Here is a 12,177-nt window from a genome sequence, read left to right on the forward strand (position 1 = left end):
GGCGACCAGTCCGCGCACGTGCCGACGGCGGAGCCGCGGCCCGGGAAGACCTTGCGCACCAGCGGGTCGTGCACCTCCGGGTCGTCGTCCGGCAGGTCGGCGCGATCGTAGTTCCGTCAGCCGAACGTGAACGAATACGCCTGCAACCCCTTGCTCAGCTTCACGGTCACCGTGCCCTGCTGCGGATTCGGCGTCTGGACGACGGCGTGGATGTCCGGGCTGCCGGACACCGGGATCGTCCGCGTGACACCGCCGGCGGTCGCGGTGACCGTGCCCGTGCCGCCGACGTCGAGGTAGACCACCGAGGCGTTGTAGGTGAGCGTCAGGGAGGCATCGTCGTCGCCGGCGGCGACGTCGGTGCGCGGGGGCAGCGTCCGGGCCGGGTCGGCGGTGGTGAGCAGCTCGCGGATGAGCGACTCGGTGCCGTCGTAGTCGCCTTCGCCGATCGAGACGTGGCGGACCCGCCCGGCGGCGTCGGCGAGGTACTCGGCGGGCCAGGACTGGTTGCCGAAGGCGTTCCAGGTGGCGTAGTCGTTGTCGATCGCCACGGGGTAGGTGATGTGCCGGCGGGCGGCGCCGGCCGCGACGTCGGCCGGGACGTGCTCGAACGCGTACTCCGGCGTGTGCACCCCGACGATCTCCAGGCCCGCGTCGTGGTAGCGCTGGTACCACGCTTCGACATGCGGGATCGCACGCTGGCAGTTGATGCAGGAGTAGGCCCAGAAGTCGTAGAGCACGACTTTTCCGGCCGGCACCGGGGGTTTCCCGCCCGGGGTGTTCAGCCACTGGCCGATCCCGGCGGGCTGCGGCGCGGCGCCGCAGTCCTGCAGCTCGTCGGACGGGTCGCACGCCTGCAGGCTGCCGCCGCCGACCTCGTCCGTGCCGAGGGCCTGGTTCAGTCCCGCGGTGTAGTCGGGAATGGCGCGCTGCAGGGCGTCGGCGAGGTTGAACGTGAGCGCGACGGCCAGCCCGGTCACCACCACACCCGCGGCGACGCGCACCTGCCGTTGCCGGGTGCGGAACGCCTTCACCCGCTCGGCGACGCGGTTGCCCGCCATCGCGAAGAACAGCAGCGGAACCGCTGTGCCGACAGCAAAAGCGACGGTGAGCGCGATGGTCCCGGCGCCGATCGTGTGGGTCGCGCCGCCCACGGTGATGGCCGCGAGCACCGGCCCCGCGCACGGCACGTAGACGGTGCCGAGCGCGAGCCCGAGCACAAACGCGCCGCGGTCGCCCGGCACGGATTTGCGGCCCAGGCGGGCGAACGGCCGTTCCAGGAGGTCCTGCACCCGCGGGACCATCATCGCGACCCCGAGCACCACCAGCACGACGAGCCCCGCCCAGCGCAGCACGTCGCCGGGCAGGTGCAGCGCGGCGAGCACGAGGGTGCCGAGGAGCGTGACGAGGCTGAAGCTCAACGCCAGCCCGGCCACGATGAGGAACGGCCGGCGCCGGGTGGGTGCGGCGGCCGCCGCACCCGTGCCGCCGGTCATGAACAACACCGGCAGCACGGGAGCACGCACGGCGAGATGCCGGTGATCAGCCCGCCGACCAGACCGATCAGCACCAACGTGACCAGGGTGACCTCCTCCGTCCCGGCCGAGCGCAGGCCGATGCCGGGTCGCGGCGGCCGGTCCCGCGGCGGCGGTCAGGGATTCGTAAGACTCGCTTCCGGTCCGGCTCAGCCGTTCCACCAGGTCAGCAGTTCCGGCGCCAGTGCACGCGCCTGCGCCGCGCCCGCGTCGGCCGCGATGGCGACGAACCGCGGATCGAGCAGATCCATCGGCGCGGTGAAGAACGGTTCCGCGACGACGACACGCACCCGGTGACCGCGCTCGGCCAGGAAAGCCTCTTCGCGGCCGAGGTTCCCGGCCGACAGGGGCGCCACGACCAGCACCCGGCCCGGTCCCGCGGTGTTGTCGGCCACCAGGTCGGCGTTGGTGCCGCTCCGCACTCCCCCGTCCAGCCAGGTCCCGCCCGCCACCGCGACCGGCGGAGCGACCCCGGGGGCCGCGGTGGAACACGCGACCCCGACGGCCAGGGGAAGGCCGTCCCGGGCCGACCAGACCCGCACCCGGCCGGTGGCGGCGTCCACCGCCGTCATCCGCAGCCGCGACGGCCACGCGCCCGCGGGCAGCATCGCCTGCCACAGGTCGGTGGCCTGCTCGGCGGAAATCGGCGGCATCGCCGCGATCGCGGCCCGGCCGATCTCCCCGGCCGGGCCGGTGCCCTTCCGGGTGTCCGCCACGAGCGCGGTGAACAGGCCGGTGTCCGGACGCCCGGTCGAGGTGTTGCCCGCGTGCCAGGCCGCGCGCTTGTGCATCAGGGCCGGCACCTCCGCCAGGCCGTCCGGTTCGCTCGTCAGCCAGGCGCCGACCACCGAGCCGGCCGACGTTCCGAGCACGTCGGAACCGTCCAGCGGAGCCCCGGCCGCGCGCAACCCGGTCAGCAGGGCCGACGTCCACGACGCCCCCGCCGGCCCACCGCCGCCCAGGACGAGCGCCGGGGAAACCGACGATCGCTGATTATGTCGTCCGTCATACATGCCCGCAGAGTACACTTCGGCCATGGCTCGACGTACGGACACCAAGCAGCGCATGGTCGGGGCCGCCCGCCAGCTCATCCGCGAACACGGCTACAGCTCGATGGCGCTGTCCGATGTGGTCGAGCGCAGCGCAGCGCCGCGCGGGTCGATCTACTACCACTTTCCCGAGGGCAAGGTGCAGATGGCCGCCGAGGCGGCCGAGGAGCACACGCGGGAGCAGGTCGACCTGATCAACCGGCTCGCCGAAGAAGCGGACACGGCCGAGGACCTGGTCCGGGCCTACGTCGAGGTGGCCCGCAAAGGCATGCAGGACAGCGGTTACGGCCGCGGCTGCACGATCGCCCCGCTGGTGATCGAGGTCGGCGAGTCCTCCGAGGAGCTGGGCGCCGTCAGCCGGCGCGCGTTCTTCCTGATGGTCGAGACCCTGGCGCTCCGGTTCGTGGTTTTCGGCACGGACCCGGCCGGCGCCCGCGAGCTGGCGCACGCGACGGTGGCGGGCGTCGAAGGAGCGCTCGTGACCTCACGCGCGTTGCGCAGCCCCGAGCCGTTCGACGCGATCCGGGACGTCCTGGCGAGCCGCGCGCACACGCTCACCCGCGGCTGATTCTTCACTCCGCCCGGCCATCAGGCTTCAAATTATGTCGGCCGACATACATACGTGCTAGCGTGGTCCCCATGCCTTCGATCCTCATCACCGGCGCCTCCCAGGGAATCGGCCGCGCCACGGCGCTGGAGCTCGCCCGCCGCGGTCACCACGTCATCGGCACCGCCCGCGATCCCGAAAGCCTGGCCGACCTCCCGATCGCCGAGCGGCTCCGGCTCGACGTCACCGACCAGGCCGGCGTCGACGCGGCGATCAGGGCCGCGGGCCCGATCGACGTCGTTGTCAACAACGCCGGAGAGACCATGCGCGCCCCGCTGGAGACGGTCCCGGTCGCCGAGGTCGCCCGGCTCTTCGACCTGAACACCCTGGGCGCGCTGCGCGTCGTCCAGGCCGCCCTGCCCGGCATGCGGGAACGCGGCTCCGGGCACCTGGTGTTCCTGTCGAGCATCCAGGGCCGGATGGTGCTGCCGATCATCGGCCCGTACGCGATGAGCAAGTGGGCGGTGGAGGCGATGGCCGAAGCACTGGCCATCGAAACCGGTCACTTCGGCGTGAAGGTCAGCCTGGTCCAGCCGGGAGTGGTGACGACCAACGGCGGCGCGAAGGCCAAGACGTACCGCGCCGCCGACGACCCGTACGGCCCGCTGTTCGACGAGCTGGTCAAGACCCGCGGCGAGGTCGTCACCCCGGAGGAGGTGGCCACAGTGGTGGCCGACACGATCGAGCGGGAGAACCCGCCGCTGCGCGTGACCGCCGGACCGTCCGCGGAGAAGATCCTGGCCGCCCGCAAGGCCGCCCCCGAGGACGAGATCTTCCTGCCCTACGACCTCGACTGGTGACCGCAGCGGCGGGCTTCCCAGAACTCGGCGCGCGGAAAGCGGGTCTCCCGGCCGTAGACCGCCGAGTACTGCCGGGCGTAGTCCGCGGCAAGGTCGTCGACCAGGTCCGCGTACCCCGGCCGGTCACCGGTGAGCAATGCGTCCGCCGCCGCGTTCGCCGTTCGCAGGGCCGAGGTGACGCCGCCGGAAGACAGCGGGTCCATGGCCAGCGCCGCGTCGCCCACCGCCAGCCAGCCCGGGCCCGTGCACGGGTGCAGCCGGTGGACCGCCGCCGTGACCACGTGGACCGGACCCGCCGCCGGGCCGGCCACGACCTGCCGGACGTGGCTCGCGCCCGACGCCGCGGCCGTCCACCCGGCCGGGGTGCCCAGCGCCAGCCGCGCCGCTATCGGGGCGTCGGTGAAACACGCCACCGTGCGCCGGCCGTCCGGCAAGGGGGCCGCGTACCACCAGCCGTGGTCCACCGCCTCCACGAACGTGTCTCCGGGCAGCTCGCCCAGCCGTGCCGGGAACGTCCTCGCGGCGCAGACCAGCCGGTCGGACCGGATCTGCCGGGCGCCGAGCCCTCGTGAGATCCGCGCGGCGCGCCCGGTGGCGTCCACGACCACCTCCGCCCGGGCCGGGATCGCCGCGTCGATGAGGAACCCGCCCGGCGCGGGGCACACCCGGCGCACCTTGGCCGGGAACACCGCCACCCCGCTCTCCTTCGCGACGTCCGAGAGCATCCGGTCGAAGCGCGCCCGGTCGACGTGCCAGCCGTTGCCGTAGGGGCAGAAGAGAAACGACCGGGCCGACACCTCGTCGGCGCCCCAGACGGCCGTGGTTTCGTAGGACGCCACGGCTTCGAGCGCCGTGAACTCGGCCCAGACCCGCAGCTCGCGCAGCACCGGATTGACCGACGGCGGCAGGGTTTCGGCCATACGCGTCCGGTCGTCCGCCGAAGGCGCGTACAGCCCGACGTCGACACCGCGGCGGGCCAGCCGGAGCGCGGTCACCGCGCCGGCGGGGCCGCCGCCGACCACCGCGACCTCCAGGGACTTCATCGGTCCGGAGCGCGTTCGGTCTCGACCAGGCCGTCCTGCTGCCGGATGACGAACCCCAGCTTCGTCCAGCCACCGGCGACGAACCCGGCCCGGCCGAACCCGCGTCTCCAGTCTTCGCGCGGGGCAGTCGCCGGCGAGCCCGCCACCCTGACCTTGTCCGGCCGGGCACCGGGCCACCAGAAGTTTTCGCAGGCTTCGAAGTCGGCCTGCCACGGCACCGTCATGTTCGCGGTGACCTCACCGGGCCGGACTTCGCCGTGGCGGAGCCGGAACGACGGCCGTCCGTCGAGAGTCCGCACCGATTCGTACTTTCCCGGCCGCAGCAGGAACTCTCCCGCCTCGATCCCGGGACAGAACGGGCCGCCGACGCAGTTCTCCAGCGCCGCCTTGTCCATTCCCCCGGGGGTGACCGGACCCGGCACCGGCGGCCCGCCGGTCCAGGCGGCGTTCCACCGGGGCCCGGCCTCCTTGTCTCCCCGCGCCCACTTCGCGACCATGCACTTCTGCGTCGGTGTCAGCTCGAGGTCCAGGTCGGCCGGGTCGAGCTTCGACCTCAGCATCGGCATGTGCCCGGTCCCGATCCGGTCGACCCGCCTGGCGATGGCGGCCTTGGCCGGTCCGTCGACCGGGTGCCGGAAAACGTGGTGCAGCCGGGTCTTGCCGTGGTCTTCGGTGCTGTACGCGCTCGCGTTCACCCCGCCCGCGTCGATCGCCGCCTGGATGATCGGATAGATGTCGTCGACGTAGGAAAACCGGGCGGACGCCGCCGGCGGAGCCAGTTCCTGGAGCATTTCGTCCCAGAGCCGGACCGCGTGGATGACCGGCGGAGCGAACTTCGGTGGCGCGACGATCACCCAGGCGCCCGCCACGTCATGCTCTTCGCCCTTGATCTTCACCCGGGCGGTGACCGGGCCGTCGGAGATGTCGTCGTACCAGTCGTCGCTGTCGCCGCTGGTGGCGAGCGGTGCTCCGGACGGGGATCCGGCGGCGCCGAACCCGCCCAGCACCAGCAACCGGCCCGCCTCATCGGTGCGGATCGCGCCCAGCGGGACCCGTTCGGCCGGGTGGCCTTTGAGCTTGAACACCCCGCTGTCGAAGAGCGCCTCCTGCCCGGTCCCGCCGACGGTTCGCGGCCCGGGATCGATCATCAGGTCCTTGAGCCCGGCATACGAACAACCGCTGTTCCGGGTCGACGCGGAATCGAACATCCGGGCCGCCGCCTTGGCGTTGACGAGGTGCACGGTCCATTCGATCTCGACGCCGGTCCCCGCGACGAGCTCGGTCGCCGTGTTGTGCTCGTCGAAGGCGAACAACCGGAACCGGGCGGCCTGGCGCTTGATCCGGCCGCACGGGTCCTTGTATTTCCCGTCCGCCGGCGCCGCGGTGTCCCACTTCCGTTCGGGACCGACGAAGAATCCGGTTTCACTGTTTCCCACCCGGGCGATACCGATCGCGGGATGGATTCGAATCTCGGTAATGTCCACCGCGCACACCTCGAAATAAAATCATCGGAAACGATTCGACGCGCTGCTTCTTCGAAACCCTGAGTCGGCGGCCGGGCGGGAACGTTACACCCGCCGAACCGGCCTGTATCAGCGGCGCGGCCCCGCGGCTCTGACCAAGCACAGGGACCGGCGAAGGAGAGAGCATGACCGACAGTGGTCACCGGGTGGTCGGCGTCGGCGATCCGATGCTGCACGAGACTTTGCGGTGGTTGACCAGGATGTTCGACGGCATCAAGATCAGACCGCGGCCGCGGAAGGTCAAGGTCGTCGACCTCGAAGAGATCATCCGGTACTTCGTCGAGAACCACCCAGGCGACCCGAAGATCGTCGCGGGCGCGCTGCTCCGGCTGCCCTTTCCCCAAGGCCACTTGCTCTTCCAGATCTTCCTCGACGACGCCGACCGCATCTGCCTCGACGAAAGCGGTCATCCGCACGGCCGGCGGCTGGTCGCCAAGTCCCTCGGCCCCGAGCTCGGCCGGCGGCTCGCCGAAGCCGACCTCGTCATCTTCCGATAGGACCACTATGTCGACAACCACGATCGCCGTGTCCGTCTCCGTCGGTGCCGGGGCGGCGCTGGCGCTGATGTTCCTCGTGTTCCTGCTGACCGCAAAACGAAGAAGGGCCGCCAGGAGAGTCAGCCTGGCCGGTCTCAAGTCATGGTTCCGGCGAAGGGGATGACGGTGATGGAACCCATTTCACTCAGCTTGGCGATCGCGTCGTTCGTCGGATCGGTCGTCGTCGCTCTCGTGGTGTTGACCCTCCGCAAGATCGTCGACTGGTTCACCGCGCGCCGGCGTATCGCGCAACGCGACCGCGACGTGATCGGGGTCGTCCTGGCCAAGCGGTTGAACAACCGCAACTACGTGGAGGTGCCGGGCGTCTTTTCCCGCACCAGCGCGAGCACCCAGATCGTCCAGGCGATCTACGACCGGCGAAACGGCACGGTGCTCGACGCGCGGGCGGTCTCTTCCCCGGTCACCTCCGACCAGGACCTGATCAGGAAGACGAACGAAGGCGACGGAATGATCGTCTTCACTTAGAAAGCCGAGGAAATGGAACCGATCACGCTCATCCTGCTCGCTCTGCTCGCCGGCGCCGGGACCGCGGCGGCCGCCGTTGTCGTCGAAATCCTGTCCTGGCGGGCCGTCGACAGCTACATCGCGTCCCGGTCGGCGGCCAGGGGCTCGGCCGAGATCATCAAGAACCGGCTGGCGTCCGGCCGGTACCAGGTGGTCGTCGGCGTTTTCTCCCCGCTGGGTGTCAAGGTCGCCACGCAGTCGTGGGACGCGCAGACCCTCGACCCGGCCCTGCACGACCGCTTCGGCGGCACGAATGTCATCACGATCAGGACCTGACCGCGGTCCGGAAGACGGGAGAGCCCAGGTGGAACCGAGATCGTCCGACTTCTTCTTCGAGGGAACGATTCCGAACGCCGGCCCCACCGACCTGGCGATGTTCCGTGTGCGGCTCTTCGAGCTGATCTCGACCATGGCCCGCCGGAACCGGACCGGCCCCTTCGCGATCACGGCCGGATACGGGTCCCGGCAGCCCGCTCCGGCCCCGCCCGAGCGAGCCCAGGCCGCGCCGAACACCGAACCCCGCGCTGCGGTCCTGACCCCCGCCCGGCCCAAGTGGCGGTTCGACCAGCTGGTCCTGCCCGGGGAGACGACCGAGCTGCTGCTCGACTGCGTCGCCTTCGTCGAGGTCGCGCCGACGATCTTCGACCGGTGGAACCTCCGGTCGATCGAGCCGAACCCTTCGGTCGCGGTCAACTTCCGCGGCCCGCCGGGCACCGGGAAGACGATGGCGGCGCACGCCGTGGCCCACCGGCTGAACCGCGGCATCATCACGAGCAGGCTGTCCGACCTGGAGAGCAAGTACCACGGAGACGGCCCCAAGAACGTGGTGAACCTGTTCCGGTCCGCCGCCACGCAGAACGCCGTGCTGTTCGTCGACGAGGCTGAATCCCTGCTGTCCCGCCGGTTCTCCCAGCCCGACCAGGCGGCCGAAAGTGCCATCAACTCCATGCGGACGGAGCTGCTCATGGCGCTCGACTCGTTCGAAGGCCTGGTCATCTTCGCCACGAACCTCCAGGGCAGCTACGACACGGCGATCTCGTCGCGGCTCACGCACGTCGACTTCGGGCTGCCCGGGCCGGAAGCCCGGAAGGCCCTCTGGCGCAACCACCTCCCCGACGAGCTTCCGCTCGCCGCGGACGTCGACGTGGACACGCTCGCGAAGATCGACGGGGTGACCGGCCGCGACATCAAGGAAGCCGTCCTGCGCGCGGCCGTCGCGGCGGCCCGGCGCGGACTGCCGGCGTTGCCGATGGATCTGCTGACCACGCACGTCCGGCAACGCTTGTCCGCCGGCGCCGAGGAAATCCCGTCGAGCGCCGTCGACCTGGCGGCGACCAAAGCCGAGATCGACGCCCGGCTGGCCAGCCGGGCTCAGGGCCGCGATGGGGCGACGTAAGGACGCAACGCCGTCGCGAGGTCTTCGTCCGCCACGACCTCGGCGACCGCGGCGTCTTCCGGCGCCGCCGGGTCGACCCGGTCGGGGCAGAACAGGTCGACCGGGGTGCGGTAGGCGTTGCTGTCCAGCTCGAAACTGCCGACCAGGGCGGCGGTGCGCGCTTGCCGCACTTCGTAGCGGTATCGCAGGCGGTACACGGCGATCGCGCCGACGCCGCCCTGGTACGGCCCGCAGCCGTAGCCGACGCTCCGGGCGTCGACGGAGAGCGGGTATTCGCACACGACCAGCTGCACCTTCGCCGCGTAGATGGCACCGTGGCGGCCGTCTTGAACCTGACGTCCGCTCGGATCCGAGCCGGGTTCCGGCACCGGCTCCCACGCCGTCGGAAGCTTCGGCGCGAACGAGCCCCACAGCAGCCGGTGGCCGTCGCGCGGGTCGGGATAACCGGACGTCGCCTTGATCAGGGTGGCGAAGCGAGTCCCCGGGCCGGGAAAGGACGCACCGTCCTTGTTGTACGGCGCCGGTTGCTCCGAGGGGCCGGGACAGGGGCGCGCCGGCGGCTCCTCGGTCCCGCATGCGGTGACGACGCTCGCGGCCAGGAACAGGCCGGCGAGCACCGCACTCCAGCGACCGCGAGCACGCGCGACCCGACGCATCGGACATCCTCTCGGCCGGACCCGGGTTGGCGAGAGACTCTCACGGAGCGCCGGGGACCCCTCCCGGCTGCTGCATCGAGCCGCGAAATGTGGTCATCCCACCAGACTTCACGGCCGGTGCTGGGCGACCCCGGGCGGCGCGCGGTTCACTGGGCTCTCCCGTGCGAACGGGTGCGAGAAGGGGTACCGGCGACCATGCGGATGGCTGAACTCAGCGCGGAATCGGGTGTTCCGGTCGCGACCGTCAAGTACTACCTGCGCGAGGGCCTGCTGCCCGCCGGGCGGCGGGTCGGGCACAACCAGGCGCAGTACTCACCCGAGCACGTGAAACGGCTGCGGCTCGTCTGCGCGTTGCGCGAGATCGGGGGGCTCTCGCTGGCCGAGGTCGCGGACGTGCTCGCGGCGCTCGACGCCGGCCGGGAAGCTCCCGTCGTGCTCGGGGTGGCGCAGGACGGCCGCGTGCACGTCCGGCCGGTCGCCGAGACCGCGCGCGACTGGGCGCTCGCCCGGGTCGCCGAGCTGCTCGGCGCGCCGGTCGACGACACCGATCCCGCCGTCGCCAACCTGGTCACCGTGCTGGCCGTCTGCCACGGCCTCGACCACGGCGCGATCTCCGGCCGGCTCGCCGAGTACGCCGACCTGGCCCGCGCGGTCGCCGCCGTCGACGCCGCCCTCATCAACGACGTCGGCCCGGCCCGGCGGCCCGGCGAGACCGCGCTCATCACGACCCTGCTCGGCGAACGGCTCTTCGCCGGGCTGCGCCACGTCGCCCTCGTCGACGTGCTCGCCGCGCCGGCGCAGGCCTGACGCCGGGACCCGCGGTCCCGGCGCCGGCCCGGCTCAGCGCTGCCGGCTCAGCGGCGCGCGGCCCGCGTACCGCGCCGACCGCCCGAGATCCTCCTCGATCCGCAGCAGCTGGTTGTACTTCGCCGTGCGGTCGGTCCGCGACAGCGACCCGGTCTTGATCTGCCCGCAGTCCGTGGCCACCGAAAGGTCGGCGATCGTCGTGTCCTCGGTCTCGCCGGACCGGTGCGACAGCACGACCCCGTACCCGGCCCGGGAAGCGACCTCGACCGCTTCGAGCGTCTCGGTCAGCGTGCCGATCTGGTTGACCTTCACCAGGATCGCGTTCGCCACCCCCTGCGCGACGCCGTCGGACAGCAGGCCGACGTTGGTGCAGAAGACGTCGTCCCCGACCAGCTGCACCTCCTCCCCCAGCGCCCGGGTCACCAGCTGCCAGCCGGCCAGGTCGTCCTCCGCCATCGCGTCCTCGATGGACGCGATCGGGTACCGGGCCACCAGGTCGCGCAGGTAACCGGCGTGCTCGGACGCCGAGCGCTTCACGCCTTCGCCGCGGTAGTGGTAGACGCCGTTCTGGTAGAACTCCGACGCGGCCAGGTCCAGCATCAGCGCCACGTCGTCCCCGGGAACGTACCCGGCCTGCTCGATCGCCCGCACCACGAACCTCAGCGCCTCGTCGGCCGTGTCGAGCTGCGGGGCGAACCCGCCCTCGTCCCCGACGTTCGTGTTGTGCCCGGCGTCGCGCAGGATCCCGCGCAGCGTGTGGAACACCTCGGCCCCCATGCGGACCGCGTCCGCGAAGCTCGTCGCGCCGACCGGCGCGATCATGAACTCCTGGAAGTCGATGCCGTTGTCCGCGTGCGCGCCGCCGTTGACGATGTTCATCATCGGGGTCGGCAGCAGGTTCGCGTCGTCGCCGCCGAGGTGCCGGTACAGCGGCAGCACGTGCGCCTGGGCGGCCGCCTTCGCCACCGCCAGCGAAACCCCGAGGATGGCGTTCGCGCCCAGGCGCGCCTTGTTCGGCGTGCCGTCCAGCTCGATCATCGCGCGGTCCACCGTGGCCTGCGACCGCGAGTCGAGCCCCTCGACCGCGTCGGCCAGCTCGCCGTTCACCGCGGCGACCGCCTTCGAGACCCCCTTGCCCAGGAAGCGGTGCGGATCCCCGTCACGCAGCTCGACCGCTTCCCGCGTGCCGGTCGACGCGCCCGACGGCACCGCCGCCCGTCCGAACGAACCGTCGGCGAGCTCGACGTCGACCTCGACGGTCGGGTTGCCGCGGCTGTCCAGGATCTCCCGGCCGGTGACTTGGACGATGGCAGTCATTTCTCTCCTCAGCGCACGACGGAGTCGTACTTCGGTTCCAGGGAAGGCCGGCGGGACGAACACGGCGCGGCCGGGACGACGTCGTCACCTGCCACCGGCCGGACCGGTACTCCCTGTCTACCCGGCCGCCACTGGGGAAAACCCCAGCATCACCCCGCACGAGCACCGCCGGGCCCGGCCGCTGGGCTAGCGTTCCGCCGGAAACCCACCCCCGAGTCCGAAGTGGAGCCCGACGATGCCCATCGCCACCCCCGAGGTCTACCGAGAGATGCTCGACCGGGCCAAGGGAGGCGAGTTCGCCTACCCGGCCATCAACGTGACCTCGTCCGAGACCGTGAACGCCGCCATCCGCGGGTTCGCCGAGGCGGAGAGCGACGGCATCATCC

The 12,177-nt window shown here is 71.6% G+C and carries 14 protein-coding genes; 8 read left to right on the plus strand and 6 right to left on the minus strand.

The features are described 5' to 3' along the window. Positions 1 to 116: 116 nt before the first annotated feature. Both ACZ61C_RS46290 and ACZ61C_RS46295 read right to left on the minus strand, forming a co-directional pair. Positions 117 to 1,523, minus strand: coding sequence for a cytochrome c biogenesis protein CcdA (locus ACZ61C_RS46290; protein ID WP_465314367.1), 1,407 nt, complete (start codon positions 1,521 to 1,523; stop codon positions 117 to 119). A gap of 158 nt (positions 1,524 to 1,681) precedes the next feature. Beyond that, positions 1,682 to 2,545: a patatin-like phospholipase family protein gene (locus ACZ61C_RS46295; protein WP_465314368.1), complete on the minus strand. Its 864-nt coding sequence runs from the start codon at positions 2,543 to 2,545 to the stop codon at positions 1,682 to 1,684. Positions 2,546 to 2,567: 22 nt separating this feature from the next. Between ACZ61C_RS46295 and ACZ61C_RS46300 the strand changes: the two genes are divergently transcribed. Beyond that, the gene (locus ACZ61C_RS46300) at positions 2,568 to 3,149 is read left to right on the plus strand and encodes a TetR/AcrR family transcriptional regulator (RefSeq protein ID WP_465314369.1); all 582 of its coding nucleotides are present in this window, start codon (positions 2,568 to 2,570) and stop codon (positions 3,147 to 3,149) included. Positions 3,150 to 3,220: 71 nt separating this feature from the next. Further along, on the plus strand, positions 3,221 to 3,988 hold the full coding sequence (locus ACZ61C_RS46305) for an SDR family oxidoreductase (protein ID WP_465314370.1): 768 nt from the start codon (positions 3,221 to 3,223) through the stop codon (positions 3,986 to 3,988). Here the strand turns inward: ACZ61C_RS46305 and ACZ61C_RS46310 are convergent. Next, positions 3,970 to 5,031, minus strand: a complete 1,062-nt coding sequence (locus tag ACZ61C_RS46310; protein ID WP_465314371.1) for an NAD(P)/FAD-dependent oxidoreductase — start codon at positions 5,029 to 5,031, stop codon at positions 3,970 to 3,972. The genes ACZ61C_RS46305 and ACZ61C_RS46310 overlap by 19 nt on opposite strands. Then, the gene (locus tag ACZ61C_RS46315) at positions 5,028 to 6,524 is read right to left on the minus strand and encodes a LodA/GoxA family CTQ-dependent oxidase (protein ID WP_465314372.1); all 1,497 of its coding nucleotides are present in this window, start codon (positions 6,522 to 6,524) and stop codon (positions 5,028 to 5,030) included. The genes ACZ61C_RS46310 and ACZ61C_RS46315 overlap by 4 nt, the downstream gene beginning before the upstream one ends. Positions 6,525 to 6,679: 155 nt before the next feature. Here ACZ61C_RS46315 and ACZ61C_RS46320 point away from each other — a divergent pair, with 155 nt between their 5' ends. From ACZ61C_RS46320 to ACZ61C_RS46335, 4 genes are all read left to right on the plus strand, one after another. Continuing rightward, the gene (locus ACZ61C_RS46320; RefSeq protein ID WP_465314373.1) at positions 6,680 to 7,051 is read left to right on the plus strand and encodes a hypothetical protein; all 372 of its coding nucleotides are present in this window, start codon (positions 6,680 to 6,682) and stop codon (positions 7,049 to 7,051) included. Positions 7,052 to 7,219: 168 nt separating this feature from the next. Continuing rightward, positions 7,220 to 7,576: a hypothetical protein gene (locus tag ACZ61C_RS46325; RefSeq protein WP_465314374.1), complete on the plus strand. Its 357-nt coding sequence runs from the start codon at positions 7,220 to 7,222 to the stop codon at positions 7,574 to 7,576. Positions 7,577 to 7,588: 12 nt separating this feature from the next. After that, complete coding sequence (locus ACZ61C_RS46330; protein ID WP_465314375.1) at positions 7,589 to 7,891, plus strand: hypothetical protein; 303 nt, start codon at positions 7,589 to 7,591, stop codon at positions 7,889 to 7,891. Positions 7,892 to 7,919: 28 nt separating this feature from the next. After that, positions 7,920 to 9,011 (plus strand): ATP-binding protein, encoded by a 1,092-nt coding sequence (locus tag ACZ61C_RS46335; RefSeq protein WP_465314376.1) that lies wholly within the window; start codon positions 7,920 to 7,922, stop codon positions 9,009 to 9,011. On the opposite strand, the gene ACZ61C_RS46340 is transcribed toward ACZ61C_RS46335, so the two are convergent. After that, entirely contained in the window at positions 8,987 to 9,667 is a 681-nt protein-coding gene (locus ACZ61C_RS46340) for a hypothetical protein (RefSeq protein ID WP_465314377.1), read from the minus strand. The two genes, ACZ61C_RS46335 and ACZ61C_RS46340, sit on opposite strands and share 25 nt — an antisense overlap. Before the next feature lie 201 nt (positions 9,668 to 9,868). Between ACZ61C_RS46340 and ACZ61C_RS46345 the strand changes: the two genes are divergently transcribed. Beyond that, positions 9,869 to 10,474 carry a MerR family transcriptional regulator gene (locus ACZ61C_RS46345; RefSeq protein ID WP_465314378.1) on the plus strand — a complete coding sequence of 202 codons (606 nt, stop codon included), beginning with the start codon at positions 9,869 to 9,871 and terminating at the stop codon, positions 10,472 to 10,474. Between the two features lie 33 nt (positions 10,475 to 10,507). Here ACZ61C_RS46345 and eno read toward each other — a convergent pair whose 3' ends face one another. Further along, the gene (eno, locus tag ACZ61C_RS46350; protein ID WP_465314379.1) at positions 10,508 to 11,791 is read right to left on the minus strand and encodes a phosphopyruvate hydratase; all 1,284 of its coding nucleotides are present in this window, start codon (positions 11,789 to 11,791) and stop codon (positions 10,508 to 10,510) included. A 235-nt stretch (positions 11,792 to 12,026) separates the two neighbouring features. Here eno and ACZ61C_RS46355 point away from each other — a divergent pair. Next, on the plus strand, positions 12,027 to 12,177 hold a 151-nt coding region (locus ACZ61C_RS46355), incomplete at its 3' end, for a class II fructose-bisphosphate aldolase (protein ID WP_465314380.1).

This window comes from Amycolatopsis sp. NPDC104587 (assembly GCF_055583645.1).

What these genes read in the sequence shown, in the direction of transcription:
- ACZ61C_RS46295 (WP_465314368.1), bottom strand. Translation starts at nt 2,545, where the DNA reads ATGTATGACGGACGACATAATCAGCGATCGTCGGTTTCCCCGGCGCTC.
- ACZ61C_RS46300 (WP_465314369.1), top strand. Translation starts at nt 2,568, where the DNA reads ATGGCTCGACGTACGGACACCAAGCAGCGCATGGTCGGGGCCGCCCGC.
- ACZ61C_RS46305 (WP_465314370.1), top strand. Translation starts at nt 3,221, where the DNA reads ATGCCTTCGATCCTCATCACCGGCGCCTCCCAGGGAATCGGCCGCGCC.
- ACZ61C_RS46310 (WP_465314371.1), bottom strand. Translation starts at nt 5,031, where the DNA reads ATGAAGTCCCTGGAGGTCGCGGTGGTCGGCGGCGGCCCCGCCGGCGCG.
- ACZ61C_RS46320 (WP_465314373.1), top strand. Translation starts at nt 6,680, where the DNA reads ATGACCGACAGTGGTCACCGGGTGGTCGGCGTCGGCGATCCGATGCTG.
- ACZ61C_RS46325 (WP_465314374.1), top strand. Translation starts at nt 7,220, where the DNA reads ATGGAACCCATTTCACTCAGCTTGGCGATCGCGTCGTTCGTCGGATCG.
- ACZ61C_RS46330 (WP_465314375.1), top strand. Translation starts at nt 7,589, where the DNA reads ATGGAACCGATCACGCTCATCCTGCTCGCTCTGCTCGCCGGCGCCGGG.
- ACZ61C_RS46340 (WP_465314377.1), bottom strand. Translation starts at nt 9,667, where the DNA reads ATGCGTCGGGTCGCGCGTGCTCGCGGTCGCTGGAGTGCGGTGCTCGCC.
- ACZ61C_RS46345 (WP_465314378.1), top strand. Translation starts at nt 9,869, where the DNA reads ATGGCTGAACTCAGCGCGGAATCGGGTGTTCCGGTCGCGACCGTCAAG.
- eno (WP_465314379.1), bottom strand. Translation starts at nt 11,791, where the DNA reads ATGACTGCCATCGTCCAAGTCACCGGCCGGGAGATCCTGGACAGCCGC.